General features: G+C 70.1%; 16 protein-coding genes and 3 pseudogenes. 12 read left to right on the forward strand and 7 right to left on the reverse strand.

Annotation, left to right across the window (positions count from 1 at the left end):
* Window positions 1–25: 25 nt before the first annotated feature.
* The 3 genes and pseudogenes from JGS39_RS06000 to JGS39_RS40635 all read right to left on the reverse strand — a co-directional run.
* A pseudogene (locus JGS39_RS06000) lies at window positions 26–769 on the reverse strand (CocE/NonD family hydrolase C-terminal non-catalytic domain-containing protein); the annotation flags it as partial.
* Between the two features lie 101 nt (window positions 770–870).
* A pseudogene (locus JGS39_RS06005) lies at window positions 871–1774 on the reverse strand (ATP-grasp domain-containing protein).
* 176 nt (window positions 1775–1950) lie between these two features.
* Complete coding sequence (locus JGS39_RS40635; RefSeq protein WP_148019197.1) at window positions 1951–2121, reverse strand: hydrophobic protein; 171 nt, start codon at window positions 2119–2121, stop codon at window positions 1951–1953.
* Window positions 2122–2412: 291 nt separating this feature from the next.
* Between JGS39_RS40635 and JGS39_RS06010 the strand changes: the two genes are divergently transcribed.
* The 3 genes from JGS39_RS06010 to JGS39_RS06020 all read left to right on the forward strand — a co-directional run bounded on the left by JGS39_RS06010 (window position 2413) and on the right by JGS39_RS06020 (window position 4602).
* Window positions 2413–2766, forward strand: coding sequence for a PRC-barrel domain-containing protein (locus JGS39_RS06010; protein WP_219567674.1), 354 nt, complete (start codon window positions 2413–2415; stop codon window positions 2764–2766).
* A 156-nt stretch (window positions 2767–2922) separates the two neighbouring features.
* Window positions 2923–3588, forward strand: a complete 666-nt coding sequence (locus JGS39_RS06015) for a HEAT repeat domain-containing protein (RefSeq protein WP_219567675.1) — start codon at window positions 2923–2925, stop codon at window positions 3586–3588.
* A gap of 9 nt (window positions 3589–3597) precedes the next feature.
* Window positions 3598–4602 (forward strand): MerR family transcriptional regulator, encoded by a 1005-nt coding sequence (locus tag JGS39_RS06020; protein WP_219567676.1) that lies wholly within the window; start codon window positions 3598–3600, stop codon window positions 4600–4602.
* Between the two features lie 129 nt (window positions 4603–4731).
* Here JGS39_RS06020 and rph read toward each other — a convergent pair whose 3' ends face one another.
* The gene (rph, locus tag JGS39_RS06025; RefSeq protein ID WP_219567677.1) at window positions 4732–7338 is read right to left on the reverse strand and encodes a rifamycin-inactivating phosphotransferase; all 2607 of its coding nucleotides are present in this window, start codon (window positions 7336–7338) and stop codon (window positions 4732–4734) included.
* Between the two features lie 766 nt (window positions 7339–8104).
* On the opposite strand from rph, the gene JGS39_RS06030 reads away from it, so the two are divergent.
* The 3 genes from JGS39_RS06030 (at window position 8105) to JGS39_RS06040 (ending at window position 12143) form a co-directional block, all read left to right on the forward strand.
* Window positions 8105–9721, forward strand: a complete 1617-nt coding sequence (locus tag JGS39_RS06030) for a phosphodiester glycosidase family protein (RefSeq protein ID WP_219567678.1) — start codon at window positions 8105–8107, stop codon at window positions 9719–9721.
* Window positions 9722–9806: 85 nt separating this feature from the next.
* On the forward strand, window positions 9807–10811 hold the full coding sequence (locus JGS39_RS06035) for an alpha/beta hydrolase (RefSeq protein WP_219567679.1): 1005 nt from the start codon (window positions 9807–9809) through the stop codon (window positions 10809–10811).
* Between the two features lie 126 nt (window positions 10812–10937).
* Window positions 10938–12143, forward strand: a complete 1206-nt coding sequence (locus tag JGS39_RS06040) for an MFS transporter (protein WP_371930683.1) — start codon at window positions 10938–10940, stop codon at window positions 12141–12143.
* Window positions 12144–12254: 111 nt separating this feature from the next.
* Here the strand turns inward: JGS39_RS06040 and JGS39_RS06045 are convergent, their stop codons facing one another.
* Together JGS39_RS06045 and JGS39_RS06050 are read right to left on the reverse strand one after the other, a co-directional pair.
* Window positions 12255–13796 carry an MFS transporter gene (locus JGS39_RS06045; protein ID WP_219567680.1) on the reverse strand — a complete coding sequence of 514 codons (1542 nt, stop codon included), beginning with the start codon at window positions 13794–13796 and terminating at the stop codon, window positions 12255–12257.
* Between the two features lie 151 nt (window positions 13797–13947).
* Window positions 13948–14379 (reverse strand): aldo/keto reductase, encoded by a 432-nt coding sequence (locus JGS39_RS06050; RefSeq protein WP_219567681.1) that lies wholly within the window; start codon window positions 14377–14379, stop codon window positions 13948–13950.
* 114 nt (window positions 14380–14493) lie between these two features.
* Here JGS39_RS06050 and JGS39_RS06055 point away from each other — a divergent pair, with 114 nt between their 5' ends.
* Together JGS39_RS06055 and thpR are read left to right on the forward strand one after the other, a co-directional pair.
* Complete coding sequence (locus JGS39_RS06055; protein WP_219567682.1) at window positions 14494–15108, forward strand: TetR/AcrR family transcriptional regulator; 615 nt, start codon at window positions 14494–14496, stop codon at window positions 15106–15108.
* Window positions 15109–15142: 34 nt separating this feature from the next.
* The gene (thpR, locus tag JGS39_RS06060) at window positions 15143–15811 is read left to right on the forward strand and encodes an RNA 2',3'-cyclic phosphodiesterase (protein WP_219567683.1); all 669 of its coding nucleotides are present in this window, start codon (window positions 15143–15145) and stop codon (window positions 15809–15811) included.
* A gap of 36 nt (window positions 15812–15847) precedes the next feature.
* Here thpR and JGS39_RS06065 read toward each other — a convergent pair whose 3' ends face one another.
* Complete coding sequence (locus JGS39_RS06065; RefSeq protein WP_219567684.1) at window positions 15848–16171, reverse strand: hypothetical protein; 324 nt, start codon at window positions 16169–16171, stop codon at window positions 15848–15850.
* 432 nt (window positions 16172–16603) lie between these two features.
* On the opposite strand from JGS39_RS06065, the gene JGS39_RS06070 reads away from it, so the two are divergent.
* The 4 genes and pseudogenes from JGS39_RS06070 to JGS39_RS06085 form a co-directional block, all read left to right on the forward strand.
* Window positions 16604–17770: an alanine--tRNA ligase-related protein gene (locus JGS39_RS06070; RefSeq protein WP_219567685.1), complete on the forward strand. Its 1167-nt coding sequence runs from the start codon at window positions 16604–16606 to the stop codon at window positions 17768–17770.
* A 147-nt stretch (window positions 17771–17917) separates the two neighbouring features.
* The gene (locus tag JGS39_RS06075; RefSeq protein ID WP_219567686.1) at window positions 17918–18532 is read left to right on the forward strand and encodes a DUF6461 domain-containing protein; all 615 of its coding nucleotides are present in this window, start codon (window positions 17918–17920) and stop codon (window positions 18530–18532) included.
* Window positions 18533–18750: 218 nt separating this feature from the next.
* Window positions 18751–19950 carry a serine hydrolase domain-containing protein gene (locus tag JGS39_RS06080; protein ID WP_219567687.1) on the forward strand — a complete coding sequence of 400 codons (1200 nt, stop codon included), beginning with the start codon at window positions 18751–18753 and terminating at the stop codon, window positions 19948–19950.
* 94 nt (window positions 19951–20044) lie between these two features.
* A pseudogene (locus tag JGS39_RS06085) lies at window positions 20045–20590 on the forward strand (TerD family protein); the annotation flags it as partial.
* Window positions 20591–20672 lie beyond the last annotated feature (82 nt).

A 20672-nucleotide genomic window follows, 5' to 3' on the forward strand; every position in this document is an offset into this window, starting at 1 on the left:
AGGGTGCCGGCCAGACGAGCGGCCAGTACGAGGTCGAGAGCAAGAGGCACACGCGATGTCCGGCGGGGAATACCTGGGCGGCTCCGTTGAGCGGGATCCGGACCCGGTAGATCCTGCCCGGTTCGAGTGGTTCAAGAGCGCCATCACCCGATCGGTGCGCGAGGTTGAGCACCCCGTAGGTCACCCGCCTCGCACGGCCGTCGGGAGCGACGTCCGACAGGCGGACGGTGACCTGCGCCGCCCGGCCCGACGAGGACACCAGCGGTTCCGCGGCGGGGGCGCCGAGGATATCCAGGCGTTCCGTCAGGGGCTGTGTATCGAAGACGAGTGAGCGCCGTCCTCCTCGCGCTGGTCGTACGGCAGATCCGGCGGGGCGTTGCAGGAGGCCCACTTCCCAGTGTGAGGGAGCTTGTGCGACCAGGGCCCGATCAGCCCCTTGCGGGGTACGCCGACATGGCTCAGGAGACGTTTCACCGCGTTGGAGTACCCGTCCGCCCAGCCACTGGAGGCGAGCACTTCTTCCGCATCGCGCTGTTCCCGTTCCAGGTACTCGTCCCGGAGGACCCCCTCCGACTCCCCCGTGCCTCGCACGGTCTACCCGCACGCAGACGTAACCGTGGCCGGCGATGTAGGGGTGGTGGATCGCGTCGCGGGTGGAGGTCAGGTCGTTCTTCCGGTACGGAATGGCCTCCAGGGTCGCCGGGACAGGCTCGGCGTCCGACCCGCTGGGGCGCCAGACCCTCGCTGACAGCCGGACCCCGTCCGACATGGTGATGGTGACGTGGTCCTCCTGCAGAACCGTGTACGGCAGTTGACCGGCATGTCGCACACCGATGGTCTGCTCCCTCCTGCTCCTGCTCCTGTCCCCGTTCACGGCGGCTCCCGGTCACAGCCGCCCGGAGCCGTTTCGTCGAAGGTGAGGCCCGACGCGGCGACGCACTGGTCGAACTTGCGCCGCAGGCCCTTCTCGTCGTCCGCTCCGGTGAAGATGTGCGCGACCTCGTAGCTGTAGCTGTAGCTGTCCTGGGAATGCCTTGGATTCATCTCCAGCAGGCTGATCTCGTCCGTCTCCGAGTCATAGAAGTACTCGATGCTGAATGTGTCCGCGTCCATTCCTATCTGCCGCATCATTCGCCTTCTCACCTCATGAAGTCGCCGTATCACCCCCGGGAGAAGCATGCTCGGATACTGGTGGCGCAGGAAACAAGACGAGCCCGGGTAGTTGATCGAGTCGAGCACTCCGTAGACGGTGACTTCCCCTTCGTGCACATAGCCTTCCACGGCCACCTGGAGACCCGTCATGGCCTCCTCCTCAAGACAGACCTGGCCGCCCACGCCGGCCGTTTATGGCGGCAGTTCGAGAAGACTGACCACCGCGTCGAAGGGCCTTCCGACCTCGCCGATCCCTTTTCGTATCCTGTCGACGGCCGCACGGAACTCCGCGATGTCCGAGACCGCGTAGGCGAGTTCCGAGGAGTAGGCGAGAGCAGGCTTGAGCCACATGGGAAAAGCCACACCGTCGGGCGGCCGGGGGTCCGTGCTGTCGAGGTCCACCCGTCCGAAGTCCGGGGTGCGCGTCAATGCTGCCGTCGTGCGCGTCGAGGACCGCGCGGGACCGGCTCATCAGATCGGCGACCGAGACCTCACCCTCCTGCAGTTCCGTGATGCTGAGCAGTGGATTGAGCCTGTACGTGTCGGCGTCCGGGACAGCGTTCAGCGTCGGCAGGTTGGCTTCGTCGAGGCCGGGCACGAAGATGTTCCGCCGGTGGGACACGGCGTTGTCCTTTCGTGAGGGTTCACGACGCGTGCCCTTCCCACGCGCTCCGAACCGGCGTCCCGGGACGGGCGGGCCAATTCCTGCAGAACACACAGATGCGGGGTGGCCCCGACCTGCTGGTCGGGGCCACCCCGCACTGCTGAACTACTGAATTGCTGACCGGTCGTCGATGACTACCAGCGGTACCAGCGGCCACGGTGGCCGCCCGCTCCGACGGAGCGCATGACAAAGCCGAGCAGCCAGACAGCCAGCACGATCACTGCCACGATCCACAAGGCCTTCAATGCGAATCCGGCACCGAAAAGAACGAGAGCGAGCAGGAGAACGAGAAGCAGGGGAACCATAGTTATCAACCTCCAGGATCTCGAATGCCCTGCCCACCACCTCTCATGCATCAGAATCCGCTGGTTTCTCCGCCGGAACCACGGGAACAAGAGCCGCTCGGCCGCGAGGCGGCTTCCTCCCTTCTTCGCCCGTTCCCCCCGTCCCGCAAACTCTCCGAGAAGCAGACGCATGGGGACGGGAAGGCAGGGCATGCGGTCTCCCGAGAGAGCGTCACCGCTTTGCACGGGACGCCGACACCCTCCGCCGTTTCACCTGTGGAAGGTGAAGAATCTCTATGAAGGAGCCATTTCATGAGTGACAACATCTGGGGCTACCAGCCGGCCGCCAACTACACCGCGGGCACCGACCTGATCGGATACAAGGTCGAAGCCACCGACGGGAGTATCGGCAAGGTGGACAAGCACTCGGACGAAGTCAACTCCTCGTACCTCGTGGTGGACACCGGCCTCTGGATCTTCGGCAAGCACGTCCTGCTCCCGGCCGGCACGGTACTCAGCGTCGACCCGGACGAGCAGAGGATCTTCGTCGACCTGACGAAGGACCAGATCAAGCACTCCCCCGAGTTCGACAAGGACAAGCACGTCGGCGACGCCGGATACCACGAGCAGGTCGGCAACTACTACGGCGGTCACCGCCGCACCTGATTCTCGCGGGACTGCAGTAGGCAGGGGCCCGACCGGATTCTCCGGTCGGGCCCCTGCCGTCTGCTCGGCCGTGACGCCGGCGCGACCGCGCAGCGGCTGCGGTTTGACCTTGACACGGTGACAGGCCCTTCGCTGTCTGCCGAGGAGGTGGTCGAGATGACGGCCATGAAACAGGACACGGATGCGTTGCGAGCGCTCCAGGGGCTGGAGGACAGCCGTTCCTCCGTGCGGCTGCGGGCTGCTCTGACGGTCGGCTCGACGCCCGACCCGGGCTTCGTCGACAAACTCGTCCAGCGGTGCGGGATCGAGCCCGACTTCTTCGTCCGCGACATGCTGACCTGGGCTCTCACCCGCCACCCGGTGTCCACGACACTCCCCCGGCTGGTCCGCGAACTCCGTTCGGAACGTCCGCAGGCCCGCAGCCAGGCACTGCACACCCTGTCCAAGATCGGGGACCGGCAGGCTTGGCCGGCCATCACACGGGCGCTGCTGACCGACGCCGACCACGAGGTCGCACGGGCCGCCTGGAGGACCGCGGTCGCGCTCGTACCGGAGGGCAGGGAGTCGGCCCTGGCCGTGGTGCTCGCGACGCAGCTCGGGCGCGGGGACCGGGAGACGCAGCTGAGCCTCAGCCGTGCTCTGGTCGCGCTGGGTGAGGTCATCGTGCCGGCTCTGCACGGAGCGACGACGGCTTCCGGCCCGCAGGTGCGCGTCCACGCGCTCGCCACCCAACGACTGCTGCACGATCCGGAGGCCGGATTCGAGTTCGCACTCGAGGAGGCGAAACGCGTCGTGGCCCTCGGCGGGCACATCCACGGGTGACAATAGGACGTGTTGATCGGTGAGGTGGCGCAACGGTCCGGAGTCAGTGCCCGGATGCTCCGGCACTACGAGTCGCTCGGTCTGGTACGGCCCTTCGGCCGTACGGGATCCGGCTACCGGGAGTACTCCGGGGAGGATATCCGGCGCATCTTCCACATCGAGAGCCTGCGGTCGCTGGGGCTGTCGCTGCGTGAGGTAGGACGCGCGCTCGACGATCCCGGCTTCACGCCCTCGGAGCTCGTCGGTGATCTCATCCGGCAGACGCACGAGCGCATCGAGGCCGAGACCGAACTGCTCACGCGGCTGCGCCGGATCGATGCGGCGGACCCCGCCGGCTGGGAGGGCGTGCTCCACGTCGTCGCGCTTATCCAGGCTCTGGGTTCGAAGAGTCCCGGTGCGCGCCAACGCGCGGCCCTCACCTCGGGCGACGAGGTTCCGGTGCCGGTGGAGGCCTTGGTCGAGGCAGCGTTGAGCGAGGCGGACACGAACGTGGCCGGAGCGCTGCGTTGGGCCCTGGCCCGGTCCGGCGACGGCGTTCCCGGGCTGCTGGCGCGGGGCCTCTGCTCACCGGTGGCCGCGGTACGGGAGCGTGCCGTCCGGTCACTCGCAGAGATGCCGGGTGACGAGGCGACCGCGGAGCTGCGGCACGCCCTGGTGAATGCCGACATCGTGGTCCGCGGACATGCGGCTCTGGCCCTCGGTACACGTGGCGAGACCGAGGCGGTCCCGATCCTCATCGCCATGATCGTGGACGGGAGGAACGACACCGACGCGGCCGACGCCCTGAGCGTGTTGGCCACCGACTCCGCGATGGCGGACGGGATCGCGACCGAACTCGTCGGCCGTCTGGCTCACGACGCCACCGGAGCGCCCGCCCGCGGACGGCTGACGCAGGCGCTGGCGGCCGTTCCGGGGACGGCGGCGTCATCCGCCCTCGTGGAACTGTCGCGCGACGGGGACCGTGCCGTCGCGCTGACCGCGACCTACCTTCTGCGGCTACGCGGCGCGCGGTAGCGCCCGGTTGGACTCGCCCGGCACCGCGGCCGCACGCGCGGGGCCCGGCACAGGACGTCGGACGGACGCCGCACGCCGCACGCCGGGAAGCGTGTCCCGGCGTGCGGCGTGGGACCTCCCGTGGACCGGTCAGGCCAGGATCTCGACGTACCCGTCCGTTCCGTGCACACGGATCCGCTGCCCGTCCCGGATCAGCCGGGTGGCCTGCTCCACGCCCACGACAGCCGGCAAGCCGTACTCCCGCGCGATCACCGCACCATGCGTCATCACGCCGCCCACCTCCGTCACCAGGCCCGCGATGCCGACGAACAGCGGCGACCAGCTGGGGTCCGTGAAGGCCGTGACCAGAATGTCGCCCGCCTCGAGGTCGGCCTCCGACATGTCGAGGATCACGCGGGCCCTTCCCTCGATCGTCCCGGCGGACACGGGGACACCGGTCAGAGCACCGGCCGGCACGTCGTCGCGCCGGTACGCCCCTGTGAGCGCCTCACCGTCCGAGGTGAGAACCCGGGGCGGTGTGAGCGCGTGGTACGACCTTAAGGCGTCCTTGCGGCGCTGGATCAGCCGCTCGTCCAGCCGGTTCGAGCGCACGACGTCGTGGAACTCCTGGAACGTGAGGTAGAAGACGTCCTCCTTGTCCCGGAGCACGTTGTCCTCGACGAGACGCTCGGCCTCTCGCAGCAGGGCCTGCTTGTAGACGAAGGTACGGCTGACGATGCCGTACTTCGGGTACTCCCGGTACCCGATGAACGTCCTGACCCGGTCGATCATCCGCTTGGCCTCGTCGGCCTTCTGATCCCCGTCCGGCAGAACTCGCAGGCGTGAGAGCACCTCTTGTTCCTTCTTCTGCGCCCTCTGCCGCCCTTCCTCGAAACGCCGCCCGGCGGCGCCCCGCCCGAAGTTTCTGACGTTGTCGAGGATCACGGGCACGAGTGTGGTGGGGCGTTCGCGCCAGCGGGGCCTCGTGATGTCGATCTCGCCGACGCAGCGCATGCCGTACCGGTCGAGGTAGGCCTCAATGGCCTCGCGTGCTTCGGGCCCGCCCGTGACTTTCGCCAGTTCGTCCAGGAAGGCGTCGTCGCGGACGTGTTCGACGCCCCGAAGGAAGTCCACCACCTCCGGCCGTGGGCGGATCACGTCCGCGACATCGAGCAGTGCCAGCCCCATCTCCGACGTGACGTTGTCAGGAGCGGACAGTGTGAGGGTGTCGGCCGCGTTCTTCTCGCCCAGCCACTCCTCGAGCCTGTCGTTGAGCCACCATGTGGCCTCCATACCGGCCATGATCACCTGCATGCTCACCCGGTCACCGAGGACTCGTTTGTGCTCCTCGAAGGCCTCCAGCAGGAAGTCGAACAGCGCCGGCCCGGTCTTCGTCCGGATATCGCGCTCCAGGGCGGCGACGGACGCCCGGCTCACCTCGATCAGGTCGGTGACGATGGCCGGATCGGTCTCGATCGGGGCGGGCGCGCCTCCGGCCGGCGGCTTCCCGGGAGCCGTGTCCGGGAGCGACGGAACGAAGTCGTCACGGTCGAGGACGGTCTCCAGAGCGTCCCTGACCAGTGGATCGCCTTTACCCATGACCTCCAGGAGGGCGGCGCGGCCCGCGGGCGAGGCCAGACGCCCGGTGACGTCGACGAACAGCCTTCCGCCTGCCTCGTGCATCGCCACCATGGCCGTCCGCTGCCACATGGAGAACCCCAGCGGCTTCATGGGGTCGGTCATCATCTGCTGATGCCCCACGGAGACGTAGACGTGGTTGTCCTCGTCGTCGGTCTCGGGGACGGGGAACAGGGTGGTGATCGGCCGGCTCTGAACGATCTGGAAGCCGTCGTCGACGAGGCACCACTCGATGTCCTGCGGGCGGCCGAAATGTGCTTCGATCCGCCGCCCGAGGCCCACGAGCCGCACCACCTGCGCGTCCGTGAGCGCCGGCTGCTCCTGGCGCTCCACGCCGATCGCCACTTCCTTCGTGCCGCCGTCCGGCAGGGCGAGCACGGCACGCTCCTTGGCGGCGATGGTCCGGGCGACGACTTCGCCGTCCCGCACCTTGAAGACGTCAGGGTTCACCAGACCGGAGACCAGTGCCTCACCGAGTCCGAAGCCGGCGTCCACGGTGGCGACCTTGCGGTTGCCGGTGACGGGGTCGGCGGTGAACAGGATGCCGGCCGCCTCCGGGAAGGCCATCTGCTGTACGACCACGGCCATGTGGACCGTACGGTGGTCGATGCCGTTGCGCTGACGGTAGGTCACGGCCCGCTCGGTGAAGAGCGAGGCCCAGCACCTGCTGATGTGCTGGAGGATCGCCGCCGGCCCAAGAACGTTCAGGTACGTGTCCTGCTGGCCGGCGAACGAGGCCGTCGGCAGGTCCTCCGCCGTCGCGCTGGAACGGACCGCGCAGGCGGCCCGGTCGCCGAGCCGGGCGAGCCTGCCGGTGATCGCCGCTGCGAGATCGCCGGGGATGGCGATCCCTTCGATGGTCCGGCGGATCTGCGCACTGAGCGTGCGGATCGTCTCCCGGTCGTCGGGGTTCAGACGCGACAGTTGGTCGAGCCGATCGCCGATCGACGGCACCTCCGCCATGACGCGCCTGAAGGCGTCCGTCGTCACACAGAAACCGGGCGACACCCGGACACCTTCGATCTGCGACAGCCCGCCCAGATGCGCGCCCTTGCCCCCGACGACAGCTACCTGCGTCTCGTCAGCCTCCCGCAGATCCCACACGTACTGCTCGTTCATCGCGATACCTCCGAGGCAGTCGTGTCCCATTGCCCTGCACCGGCCGATCGAATCACAGGCGCCTCCCCATCCGTCGTACCTTTTGCCAGCCACGTCGTCGTCACCGGCTGCACGCCGTCCGACGGCTCGGACGGCGTGCACACACGCCCCGAGGCGCCGAAGACCCGCACCCGCGCCGCTGCGCCCACCGCTTCTCCGACGTCACCGCGTCCCCCACACATCAACAACTCACGCACGTCGTGCTCCCATATCCGCAGGCTGTGGCCTCGGCCGACGATTCTGCGCCACCACCGGGGCCTTGCCGCAAGCCCCCCAGTGCGCTATACGTTAGGAGTGGCAAGGAGAGCGATCTCCTTGCCTTTGCCGTTCCGGCGCCGCCTGCGGACCAGCACCTCGCACAGGCCGGATGCCCGCGGCACCCCGACGGACCGCTTCAGGCGGATCCCCGGCCGGCTTCCTTTCAGGCCGCTGCCCCTGACTCGTCACCCTGAGAGCCGGACCCGCCCGTCGCCGAGGGGACCCGATCACGGTGCGGGTAGCGGCGGTCGGCCTTCAGCGGCACAGGTCCGGTCTCCGCGCCCCCGTTCCTGACGCCCTTCGAGCGACATGCGCCGCTCGGCCGGAACGGGTACGAGTCGTCGATCCGGTTCGGTGCGCGTTCGTGTGGAGTTGCGCCGATGGACCATCAGAGTTGACGTGCACACGCCTTGACGGGTGACGGCCTCCCCACGCACCGTTGCTGGGCGGATCTTTCCCAGGGGGGTACATGAACAGCAAGGTCCTCGGCACGGCCACGGTCCTGGTCCTCTTGGCCGTGATGGGCGCATCGCCCGCGCCCGCTTCCTTCGAGCCGCGTCCCGGTCCGGCGCGTGCCCTGCCACTGGGTGCCGTCGGCCTGGCCGAGACGCGCAGCACGCGGACGCTGCAGCCCGGGGTCACCCTCACGCGGATCGTGCGCGGCGCCGATGCTCCGGCGCTCACGTGGACCGTGGAGGTGTCGATACCCGGCGGTGCCACCTCGCCGGATCCCGACGCACCGCCGACGGCTCTCAAGGACCGGGCCAGTGCCGATGAACTGACCGCGGACATCGAGGGGGACGGTTTCGACGCCCGGGCCGAGCAGGTCACGACTCCGGCCGTCGCCGACTACGCCGGCGGACCGCTCGGGTGGCGGGTCCGCGTCGGACGGTTCGACACGCAGTCCGCAGCGGCGGCCGAGCTCACGCTGCTGAGAAAGGCCGGCTACGCCGGATCCGCGCTCTACACCGGCTGGGACGGCGACACGGCGGACCGCGGTCCGTGGCGGATCGACGTGCTCACCATCGACCCGGGCCGGTTCCGCGGCCGGCTCGATGCCTCGTACGGCCCCGATCTGGAGAACCGTGAGAAGACCAGTGAGCTGGCGGCCGCCGCCGGTGCGACCGCGGGCATCAACGCCGGGTTCTTCGTACTCGATCCGAAGGCGGGTGCACCGGGTGATCCGGCCGGTGTCGGTGTCTACGACGGCCGGGTCCTGAGCGAGCCGGTCCATGGGCGGCCGGGCCTGGTGATCCATGGCAACGGCCGGCACAGCGCGGTGGCCCGGCTGACCTGGGAGGGGCGTGTCGTCGGCCGGCGGGCGTCGCAGTCCCTGGACGGAGTCGACCGTGTTCCGGGCTTGATCCGGAACTGCGGCGGCACCGCGGACGACACGCCGACCTCGCTGCCCCTGCACGACGTCACCTGCTCCGACCACGACGAGCTCGTCGCATTCACCCCCGACTACGGGCGCCGTACGCCGAGTGGCGAGGGCATCGAGGCCGTGCTGGACAGCCGCGGCCGCGTCCTGGAACTGCGCTCGCCGCGCGGCGGGCTGCTACCGGACGGCGGCAGCTCCGTTCAGGCGACCGGCACCCGCGTCGCCGAGCTCACCGCCCTCGCTCAGGTCGGCCGGCCCCTGCGCGTCGAGAGGACGTTGCGGGACGGCGACGGCCACAGGGTGTCGCCGTCACCGACGACCAGCATCCTCAACGGAGGCCCCGAACTGGTCCGGAACGGGCGCCTGCACGTCACGCCCACCGCCGACGGGATGGTGCAGTCCGCCAATCCGAGCTTCTACTACGGCTGGATGCACAAGCGGAATCCGCGCACGCTGGCCGGAGTGGACGCCGCGGGCCGGACCGTGCTGGTCACTGCCGACGGGCGCAGCACCGGCGCACTCGGGCTGAGCATCCCCGAGAGCGCCGCCGTCGCCCGGGCACTCGGCCTGCGCGACGCGGTCAATCTCGACGGCGGCGGGTCGACCACGATGGTGGTCGACGGAGTCATGATCAACGATCCGTCCGACGCGGCCGGTGAACGCCCCGTCGGCGACGCACTGCTGATACTGCCCGACCGGAGCTGACCGGGTCCGGGTCGGGAAGGTCCCGGAAGGTCCGGCCGGGGAAGCCCGGCTCGCGACCGTCCACAGTCCACAGACAGGAGTCGCCATGACCGCTGTTCCGATCCGAAGAGCCCGCCTGCTGCTCATCGTTGGGGCTCTGCTGTTCACGCTGATGTCGAACGCGTCCGTGTCGGCCGCCGCGGAGCCCAGCGGGGCCGCCCCGTCCCGGGGTGCCGAGGTCGTCGCCGTCACCCAGGTCGCCGACCGGCAGGTCGACCTGTCGGTTCGTTCACCGGCACTCGGAGGCCGGACGGTGAACGTGCGCCTGCTCACGCCGGATGGCTGGGATCCGGGCGACCGGAGCCGGCGCTGGCCGACTCTCTGGCTGCTGCACGGCTGTTGCGGGGACTACACCTCGTGGACCGGCAAGACGGATGTCGCGCAGACCGAAAGCCTGCGCGACGTACTCGTGGTCATGCCGGAGGCCGGCTGGAACGGCTGGTACAGCGACTGGTGGAACTACGGCCAGGGCAGTGACCCGGCGTGGGAGACCTTCCACACCAAGGAACTGCGCCGCCTGCTCGAACAGGGCTGGGGGGCGAGCGGCAACCGCGTCGTGGCGGGACTGTCGATGGGCGGCCAGGGCGCCCTGATGTACGCCGCCCGGCATCCCGGCATGTTCAAGGCGGCCGCCTCGTACTCCGGCTCCGCCCACCCGCTGCTCGACGACGAGTCGGTCAACCGCATCATGGGGTACTTCGCAGGTCAGGGCGACGACCCGCTGCGGGTCTGGGGCGACCCGGTCGCGCAACGCGATGTCTGGGCGGACCACGACCCGTTCCACCTGGCCAAGCGCCTCAGGTCGACCCCGGTCTACCTGTCCTGCGGCGACGGCACCGCCGGCCCTCTGGACCCGCCCGGCAGCACGAACGCCCTGGAGGCGGACTTCAACCGGCAGAACCACGCCCTGGCCGGCGAGCTCGAACGCGTCGGCGCACGGCATGTGGTCACCCACTTCTACGGGCCGGGAACCCATCGCTGGGCGTACTGGGAGCGTGAGTTGCACGCGTCGCTGCCGATGCTGCTCCATGCTCTCGGGACCGACCGCTGAGCGTGTACGGACGGCTGCGGCCACCCCCGTGGCCGCCGGCGGCCGGCCGCGGCCGCGAATCGACCCGGCCGTGCCTCGCGCCCTGCACGGTCGGGACGGGTGGCCGCTCGTAGGGTGACGCGGGTGATCGTTCGCGAGGGTGCGGTGAGTACGGGCAGTGGCCGGCGTCCCGGCTATCCGGCTGCGGCGGTGGTCTTCGCCATCGGGATGGCCGGGACCACGCTGCCCACTCCCCTGTACGGGCTCTATCAGCAGAAGATCGGGTTCTCCGAGCTGATGGTGACCGTCGTGTTCGCCGCGTACGCCCTGGCGGTGATCGCCGTGCTGATGCTGCTGGGCAACTACTCCGACAAGGTCGGCCGCAGGCCCGTGCTGCTGTGCGCCATGGCGCTGTCGGCGGCGAGCGCGGGCTGCTTCCTGCTGGAGAGCGGGCTGCCGCTGCTCTTCGCGGGCCGCCTGTTGTCCGGCGGCGCGGCCGGCCTGCTGAGCGGCGCGGCGACCGCGGCGGTCCTGGAGCTCGCCCGCCCGGGGCAGAAGGCGCGGGCCGGGTTCGCTGCCACGGCCGCGAACATGGGCGGGCTGGGTTGCGGGCCGCTGCTGTCGGGTTTCCTCGCCGAGTACACGCCGTGGCCCCTGACGCTGCCGTTCTGGGTTCATCTGGGGCTGGTGGCAGTGGCGTGCGGGATCACCTGGCGTCTGCCGGAGACCGTGGCGCATCCCCGGCGGTGGCCGCGTCCGGCGCCTCAGGGCGTGGCGGTTCCGCCGGAGGTGAAAGGGGTGTTCGCGCGCGCCGCGGTGGCGGCGTTCGCCGGCTTCGCCCTGCTCGGGCTGTTCACCGCGGTCGCGCCGAGCTTCGCCACGCAGACGCTGGGCGTGGACAACCTGGCGGTGACCGGAGCCGTCGTGTTCTCCGTGTTCCTGGCTTCGACCGTCGGGCAGTCGCTGAGCGGGCGCATCGGCGCGCGCCTCGCGCTGCCGCTGGGGTGCGGCGCTCTCGTCGTCGGCCTGCTGCTGGTGGCGTCCTCGCTGCTCGCGGAGTCCCTGCCGCTGCTCGTTCTCGGCGCCCTGTGCGGGGGTACCGGCCAGGGGCTGTCCTTTCGGGCGGCACTCACGCTGGTCAGCGACGCCGCTCCGGCGACGCACCGGGGCGGCACCATTTCGGCGTTCTTCGTCGTCGCGTACACCGGAATCTCGGTGCCGGTGGTCGGTGTCGGTGCGCTGGCCACGTGGCTGGGCCTTCGCGAGGCCGGGCTGATCTTCACGGGCTGCGTCATGCTGCTGGCGGCAGGCGCGGGGATCTACTCCGCCCTCAGGCCGCCGGCGCCCGCGTAGCCGGTTTCCGGTGGCCGGACCCTGAGGTGGGCAGCGGTGACCGGGACGCCGGAAGGGCGCGGTCGGCGTGCTGACCGTGCCCTTCCGACTGCGGGTGGGTGTCCAGTGGGTTCAGTGCGCGGCCGCGGGGATCTTCGTCTCCTCCTGCGCTCCCTCCGTGGCACGCGAGGTGGCCGCGGGGCCGCCCTGGTGACCGGCCTTGATCATGGTCAGTGCGATGGCGGCGGCAACAACGAGGATCCCGACCGCCCACCAGGTGGCGCTGGAGTATCCGCGCACCATGGCCTGTGCCTGAACCAGCTTCTGTGCGGCCGGAGTCGTCGCACCTGCCGCGTGCGCGGCGAGGTACGCGGTCGTGGCCGAGGCAGCGATGGTGTTCAGGAGCGCGGTGCCGATGGCGCCGCCCACCTGCTGCGAGGTGTTGACCATCGCGGAGGCGACTCCGGCGTCACGCGGCTCGACGCCGTGGGTGGCGAGCGACATCGCGGGCATGAACGCCGTGCCCATGCCGAGTCCGAGCAGCAGCAGCCCGGGCAGTACCAGTCCGGCGTAGGAGCTGCCGATGTCCATCCGGGTCAGGAACAGCATCCCGGTCGCGGCGACCAGGAAGCCCGGGCCCATCAGGAGTCGCGGGGGAACCCTCGTCATCAGCCGGGCGCCGATCTGGGTGGAGCCCGTGATCATGCCTGCGACCATCGGCAGGAACGCCAGCCCGGTCCTGACCGGCGAGTAGCCCTGGACGATCTGCAGGTAGTAGGTGAGGAACAGGAAGGTGCCGAACATCGCGATGACGGCGAGGCCGAGCGAGAGGTAGACGCCGCCGCGGTTGCGGTCGGCCGGCACGCGCAGCGGCAGCAGCGGCGCCTTGACCCTGGCCTCGGTGACCAGGAACGCGCCTAGCAGCACCGCGGAGGCCACGAACATGCCGATCGTCAGCGCGTCGGACCAGCCCGCGGACTCGGCGCGCGTGAAGCCGTAGACGAGGGAGACCAGGCCGAGACTGGAGAGGACGACGCCGGGGATGTCGAGCGGCGAGCGGTTGCGGCCACCGGCCGGCTCACGGATCACGAAGTACGCGCCCAGGGCCGCGACGATCGCGAAGGGAACGTTGACGAAGAAGGTCCAGCGCCAGTTCAGGTACTCGGTGAGGGTGCCGCCGAGGATGAAGCCCACGGCTCCGCCGCCACCGGCGATCGCTCCGTAGATGCCGAACGCCTTGGCGCGCTCCCTGGCCTCGGTGAACGTCACCGCGAGCAGCGAGAGCGCCGCGGGCGCGAGCAGCGCGCCGAAGACACCTTGGAGCGCACGCGCGCCGAGCATCATGGCCTCGCCCTGGGCAGCACCGCCGAGCACGGAGGCGGTGGCGAAGCCGGTCAGGCCGACGAGGAAGGCCCGCTTACGGCCCCAGAGGTCGGCGATGCGGCCGCCGAAGAGCAGCAGACCGCCGAAGGCCAGGGCGTAGGCGGTGATGACCCACTGCCGGTTGCCGTCCGAGATGCCCAGGTCCTGCTGGGCGGAGGGCAGCGCGATGTTCACGATGGTCGCGTCGAGCACGACCATCAGCTGCGCCAGGGCTATGAAGATCAGCGCCTTCCAGCGCTTCGGGTCGGGGCCGGTGCCGACCTTTCCGGCGGACAGAGTTGTTTCGGACATGGGGGTACCCACTTCGGGACTCAATTCGGGACTGCGGAAGGATTCGGGACGGAAGGAGGGTTCAGGGCTGGAGAAGGATTCGGGGGCTGAAGGAGGGTGAGCGGCGTTGCGTCTGTGGAGCCTGGTCTCGCAGGCTCCGCGCCGCGCCGGGTCAGGCCGCGTCGCGGGTGGCCGTGGGCCTGCGACGGCAGGTGGCCCCGGTGAGGGCGGGCGGGTTGTACGCCACGTCGAGGGCTCCGACACCGGTCCCGGGGGCCACGATGGCGTCGATCCGGTCGAGATTCGAGTACGGCGGCTGCTCGGCGCGGAAGCGCTGCAGGGCGCGCCGGTCGGCGACCCGTTGAGCCTCGGCCACATCGTCCCGGCGGCCTTTCAGGGCCGCGGCGAGGATCTCCTCGGACTCACCGCGTCCGCAGGCGTCCGCGGTGTCGATGAAGTCGATGCCCGCGTCCGCGTCCAGCGCTGTGTGGACGATACGGGGGCAGTCGTCGTGGTCGGTGTTGCCCCGGGCGCCGGACATCATGGCACCCGGTGCGTAGGGGCCGGCCTTGATGCCGGTCCGGCCCGGCGTGCGGTACTTCATGAGTCCTCTCCCTCCATGGGCTCCCGGTCGCGGGGCCGGATAGAATGAAACCGGAACACCGTTCAGCAATGACAATACGGAACATCGTTCCGGAGCGCAAAGGGAACCCCTTCCATGTCTGATCGCCCCACCGAGGAGCCGGTCGCCCGCCGTGTGCGGCCCGACGTCCAGCGCAACCTGGACGCCCTGCTGACCGCAGCCGCCGAGATCTTCGCGTCGGACGGCGTGGACGCCCCCGTGCGACGCATCACCGCCCGGGCCGGTGTGGGGGCGGGCACGCTCTACCGTCACTTCCCGCAGCGCTCCGACCTCATCACCGCCGTGTTCCGCCACGAGGTCGACGCATGTGCCGAGGCCGCCCCCGCCCTCGCGGAGCAGCACGAGCCGGTCGAAGCGCTCACCCTGTGGCTGCAACGCTTCGCCCGGTTCGTCGCGGCCAAGCGTGGCCTCAAGGCGGCTCTGCACTCGGGCGACCCCGCCTACGAAAGCCTGCCCGCCTACTTCCAGCAGCGCTTCCTCCCCGTCGTGACAGAGCTCCTGGAGAGTGCCGCCGCGTCCGGCGAGCTCCGCGCGGAGATCCCCCCGTACGACCTGCTGCGCGCCATCAGCGATCTCGTCTCGCCGGACGACCAGGGCTACACGCAGCGCATGATCGCGCTGCTCGTCAACGGCCTCCGTCACGGCACGGACGGCGCCCTCCCCCCGGCTACGGACGGCGAGCGCGGCTGACCGGCCCCCGGACCGGATACGGACCGAAACCAACGTGAACGAGCAGACGCAGCCCGCGACCATCCGCGTGTTCATCGCCCTCGCCCCGCCCGACCCCGCGAAGGAAGAACTGGCCCGGAAACTTCGGCCTGCCTACGGCTCGCATCCACGGATGCGGTGGAATCGCGTCGAGGACTGGCACATCACCCTGGCGTTCCTCGGAGAGCTGCCTGTCGACACGGTTCCGCTCCTGCGTGCGCCACTCGCCGGCATCGCGGCGGCGCATCCCTCACCGCGCCTTGCGCTGCGGGGCGGCGGAGACTTCGACGGCCGGGTCGTATGGACCGGAGTCGACGGAGACCTGGAAGCGCTGTACGAGCTGGCCGCCGACGTACGTACCGCGGTCAGGGACTGCGGAGCCGTGCCGGCGGACCGGCCCCTGCGACCGCATCTGACGCTGGCCCGCGCACGCCGGGGTGACCAGTCCTCGGCAGCGGAGATCGCGGCCGGGCTCGCCGGGTTCACCGGCCGCCCGTGGGACGCCGAACGGCTGCATCTGGTCGGCAGCAACGCCGCGCGGAGCAGTGGGCCGATCCACTATCGCGACATCACGGCGTGGCCCCTCGGCTCCGGGGACCGCGGTGAAGCGTCTTCGGCACCTCCGTCGGCTGCGGTCCCGTACGGCTCGGCCCGGCCGGCCGCGGGCACCGCCCATGACGGTTGATCACCGAACCGGCGCCGAGGGCCTGGCCGCTCCCCCTCATAGGGACTCGTCGCGCCGGCGGAACTCCTGGACCACCTGGATCTCGCCGACGATGTGGGCGTTGAAGTCGTCGAGCTCCTCGGCCGGAACCCAGAGTTCGAGGATCGTCCGCCCGCCGGCCTGTTGTACGGGATACCGGCTCAGGAACTCCGACTCGACCTCGAACCGGGTGACGAAGCCGACGCCGTCGTGCTTCACGTTCCAGTCGCGCGCGATCCTCACCGCGTAGTCCTCGTTGAGAACCGGGTAGAAGATCGGTTGCTCGGGCAGCCGGGGCGGCCAGGCACGCCAGTTCAGCTCCCGCACCAGGTCCAGTTCCACGGGTCCGGTGGGGCGCCAAAGGGTCGTTGCCGCCCGGTCATCCGCATCGCTCTCCGTACGTGAGCCCCACCGCTGTGTCGGGCCGGAAGCCGGACACTACCGTCACAGCGAACTCGCCGGCCAGGTACTTTGCCGCGCCCTGCCCCTCCCCACGGCGCGCAGGGCGGCCTGCGCTGCGGGCGGCGGCGGCGGCAAATACATATGACCGGGTGAGCGGGCCGCGCTATGGTCGTTCACATGAACGTCACCGGCTCTCACACCACCGCGACCGCGCGAGCGACCAGCTCGCCGGTTGCCGCCGTCTGACTTTCCCTCCCCCCGGCGACCGGAAACGGTCCGTCGGCAGTGCCGTGGAGCCTCTGGCCCCGGCCGGGTGACTGAACGGTCCCGTTCTCCGGTGCCTCCCCCGCTGTGACGCGAAGGAGCCATCCCATGCATACGGAAAAGCTGGTCAGCACGTTCGTCGAGTACTTCGAAGAGCGCGGTCATCACCGGATCGTCGGCTCGACACTGCTGCCCCCACCCGGCGACCCCGTCCTGTTCACCACCTCCGGCATGCACCCGCTCACCCCTTACCTGGAAGGCCGCCCCCATCCGCTGGGCAGGCGGCTGGTCAACGTACAGCGCTGTCTGCGCACCACGGACCTGGAAGAGATCGGCGACGCCACTCACCTGACGGTCTTCGAGATGCTCGGCACCTGGTCACTCGGCGACTACGAAGGTCCGCTCAGCCTCGGCTGGGGGTACGGACTGCTCACCGAGGCCCTGGGCATCGATCCCGGTCTGCTGCACGCCACCGTCTACGCCGGCGACAGCCAGTGCGAACAGGACGCCCCGTCGCTTCGGCTGTGGCAGGACCGCGGGGTCCCCGTCGAACTCACCGTGGAGGACAACTGGTGGTCCAACGGGGCCGTCGGACCATGCGGTCCCGACTCGGAGATCTTCCTGTGGAACGGTGACGGCCCGCCACGGTCGACGCCCACCCAGGACGACCGTTGGGTGGAGGTGTGGAACCACGTGATGATGAGGCACCGCCGGCTCGACGACGGATCGCTCGTGCCTCTTCCCCAGCGGAACGTCGACACCGGGCTCGGCCTGGAGCGGCTGGCCGCCCTGCTCCAAGGCAAGTCGTCCGTGTTCGAGTCCGACCTCTTCGAGCCGTGGCGTCGCCTCGTTCCGCCGCTGTGGCATCTGGACGAACCGTCGCTGCGCCTGGTCTTCGACCATCTGCGCTCGGCCGTCGTGGTGCTGGGCGACGGCGTGCGTCCGGCCAACACAGGGCGGGGCTACGTAGTGCGCCGCCTGGTACGGAGGGTCCTCACCGCTCTGTGGCGGCAGGATCCCTCGTACGGTCTCGCCGACCTGCCGGACGACCTGGTCCGCCACACCCTGGACCACTTCCGGCAGGACCTCCAGCCGGCCGACGTACATCAGGTGCTGCTCGACGAGGAGCGCCGGTTCGGACTCCTGATGGAGCGCGGACGGCAGGTTCTCGCCCGGCCGCGGTTCCGAGGCCGGCTCACCGAGGACGACCTCCACTACCTCCACGACACCCATGGCCTGCCCCGTGATCTGGTCACGAGCCTGCGCCAGGACTGAAGGGCCCGGCACCGGTGGGGGCGGCATCCGGGCAGCCGTCCCCTGCCCGGGGCCGGGGACGGTGTCCGGCGTCGCGGGCTGGATGGAGTGCGGCGTCACGGGCGGGAGCGGTCAGCGCGTCGGCCGCCGGTGTTCTCAGGGGAGGCCGTGGTGTGGGAAGACCTTGTTGCCGGGTACGCGTGGGCCGATGCGGCCGATTGGGAGACGTACACGTTCTCCGTGGTCAGGGGGAAGACCGAGGAGGAGGTGATCCGGGCGTTCGGCGGCGACCCGGCCACGTCCCGAGCCATGACGTTCGCCGAGGCAGCCGACGAGCAGGCGGACCACATCCACGCGGACCACGCTCTCCTGCGGGTCGTCACCGTGGAGAAACATGTCGTCGCCATCGAGTGGGGGTCCCACGGCAGCATTCCGGAAATCGCCAGGCTCGCCTCTTCGGACGGCGGTGAGTTCTTCAGCGTCCATCACAACGTCCTCGCCCAGCATCAGGTCATGCACGCACGCGACGGGCGTGTGGACGGAATGTTCGACCCCTCCGTCGTGGGTGACGCCGCCTGGATGGAGCCCACGCCCGAGATTCCCGCCTGGGCGGCCGGGATCCCCTTCCAGCTGGACACTCAGGGCTCCGAGTCCTTCGCGCTGCTGGAGCGCATCATGGGCGTACAGGTCGTTCCCGCCTGGATGGACACGGCACTGCGCACCGTGCCCCTCGCCTCCCCCGACGCGCTCTTCAGCGACCTGGAAGCGGCGTGGCTGCCGTAGCCCGCGGCGCGAAGGCGGCCTGGGCCCGCGGGCCTTCGGCCGACTGTGCGGCGGCGCGCGGGTGTTGCCGGGTCCGGGTGCGGGTCAGGGCCGCTGCGGTGATCCGGTGGGCTCCGAACGAGTGGAATCACCGGAGCGCGTATCCGGCGCGGCCTTCCGTCCGGGGTCCGGATGGTGATGTTGCCGTCCGCTCCCCGACCTGGACGAGGCACCCTGACATGCGACGTATCTCCGCTCGACGTCTGTTCGCCGCCGCATCCCTCGTGGCGACCCTGCTGGCGCCGATGGCGGTGGGATCGGCTCCGGCGGTTCACGCCGTGGGCGTGGACCGGCACGGCCAGGACGACTGCCCGCCCGGTGGCCTCGGCCCCGAGGTGAACGCCCGGCTGGACAAGGCCATCGAGGACGTCCGCGAGCAGGCCGGCATTCCCGGTGTCGTCGTCGGCCTGTGGATGCCGGGCAAGGGGAGCTACGTCCGCGCGACCGGCGTCGCCGACACCACCACCCGCGAGCCGATGGCCGCAGACTCCTACATCCGGATCGGCAGCGAGACCAAGACCTTCACCGTCACGGCTCTGCTCGAACTCGTCGACGACCATCGGATCCGGCTGGACGACCCGATCTCCAAGTACGTCCCCGGGGTGCGCAACGGACACCGGATCACGCTCCGACATCTCGCGGAGATGCGCAGCGGTCTGTTCCCGTACACCGCCGACACGGACTTCACACACGACCTGCTCAGCAACCCGCAGCGCCATTTCACCCCGCGGCAACTGCTCGCGTACGGCATGAAGCACCGGAACAACTTCGAGCCCGGCGCGCAGTTCCAGTACTCGAACTCCAACCTCGTCCTGCTCGGCCTGGTGATCGAGAAGGTCAGCGGCCACCGGATCGAGGACGTCATCCATGACCGGGTGCTCCGCCCGTCCCACCTGCACCACACACTGTTCCCGACGGGGCCCGGGTTCCCGGATCCGCACCCGCGCGGCTACACCGACCAGACGTTGAGCGGTGAGACCGAGGACTCCACGGACTGGAATCCCAGCTGGGCATGGTCCGCCGGCGCGATGATCTCCGATCTGCAGGACCTGCGCCGGTGGGCCAGGGGCGTCGCCACCGGAGAGCTGCTGAGCCCCGCGACGCAGGCGCAGCGGCTCAGGACTCTTCCTACGGGCATCCCGGGCCTGAGCTACGGGCTCGGCATCTTCGAGACCGGCGGCTGGATCGGGCACAACGGTTCCCTGCCGGGGTACGAGACCGTGACCGTGTACCTGCCCTCGCAGCGGGCCACCCTGGTCATCATGATCAACACGGATATCACCAGCGGGTCCCAGGAACCGTCCACGCTGCTCGCCCGGGCCGTCACCGAAGTCGTCACGCCGGGCAACGTATACGACGGTTCGGTCACGCCACGCTGAGCACCCTCGCCGTACGCTCGTCGCACCTCGGGGGTCGTGTCCTCCGGAAGGCAGGCAGACTGTCCTCGTGACGACACTGAGCAGGGGCGCCAACATGCCGGTGACGGCATCCACCGTGCGCGCCGTCCTGGGCTGGTCGCCGGGGCCCGGCGTGCCGGACGTGGATGCTTCCGCGCTGCTGCTGACCGGCAGCGGACGGGTCCGGTCCGACGACGACTTCGTCTTCTGCAACCGGCCGCGGCACGCGTCCGGGGCCGTACGTCACCTCGGCAAGCAGGCAGGGGCCGACTCGCTCGATGTCGATCTCAACGGTCTGGGACCGGACATCGAGCGGGTCGCTCTGTGCGCTTCGGCCGACGGTGGGACCTTCGGGCAGGTTCCCGGCCTGCATCTGCGTCTGTTCGATGCCGCGTCCGGTACCGAGTTGGCCCGCTTCGACATGGAGGCCGGCGCGGAGACCGCCTATGTGAGCGGTGAGCTCTACCGGCGCGCCGGCGGGTGGAAGTTCCGCGCCGTCGGCCAGGGATACGCGGACGGGCCGGCCGGGCTGGCGACCGACTTCGGAATCAGCGTCGACGAGGAACCGCCTTCCCCCGGCCCCGCGGCACCGCACCGCGGCCCCGCCCGGCGGGGGCCGGGGGCCGGACGGGGCCGCGGTGCGGTGCCGCGGGGCCGGGGGAAGGCGGTTCCTCGTCGACGCTGATTCCGAAGTCGGTCGCCAG

The organism is Streptomyces poriferorum (assembly GCF_019399235.1).
Classification (GTDB): Bacteria; Actinomycetota; Actinomycetes; order Streptomycetales; family Streptomycetaceae; genus Streptomyces; species Streptomyces poriferorum.

Bases quoted from the DNA above. Each gene is read 5' to 3' on its own strand.
- rph (WP_219567677.1), bottom strand. From the start codon at position 7,338: ATGAACGAGCAGTACGTGTGGGATCTGCGGGAGGCTGACGAGACGCAG.
- JGS39_RS06050 (WP_219567681.1), bottom strand. From the start codon at position 14,379: ATGAAGTACCGCACGCCGGGCCGGACCGGCATCAAGGCCGGCCCCTAC.
- JGS39_RS06080 (WP_219567687.1), top strand. From the start codon at position 18,751: ATGCGACGTATCTCCGCTCGACGTCTGTTCGCCGCCGCATCCCTCGTG.
- JGS39_RS06070 (WP_219567685.1), top strand. From the start codon at position 16,604: ATGCATACGGAAAAGCTGGTCAGCACGTTCGTCGAGTACTTCGAAGAG.
- JGS39_RS06045 (WP_219567680.1), bottom strand. From the start codon at position 13,796: ATGTCCGAAACAACTCTGTCCGCCGGAAAGGTCGGCACCGGCCCCGAC.
- JGS39_RS06055 (WP_219567682.1), top strand. From the start codon at position 14,494: ATGTCTGATCGCCCCACCGAGGAGCCGGTCGCCCGCCGTGTGCGGCCC.
- JGS39_RS06035 (WP_219567679.1), top strand. From the start codon at position 9,807: ATGACCGCTGTTCCGATCCGAAGAGCCCGCCTGCTGCTCATCGTTGGG.
- JGS39_RS40635 (WP_148019197.1), bottom strand. From the start codon at position 2,121: ATGGTTCCCCTGCTTCTCGTTCTCCTGCTCGCTCTCGTTCTTTTCGGT.
- JGS39_RS06010 (WP_219567674.1), top strand. From the start codon at position 2,413: ATGAGTGACAACATCTGGGGCTACCAGCCGGCCGCCAACTACACCGCG.
- JGS39_RS06030 (WP_219567678.1), top strand. From the start codon at position 8,105: ATGAACAGCAAGGTCCTCGGCACGGCCACGGTCCTGGTCCTCTTGGCC.
- JGS39_RS06015 (WP_219567675.1), top strand. From the start codon at position 2,923: ATGACGGCCATGAAACAGGACACGGATGCGTTGCGAGCGCTCCAGGGG.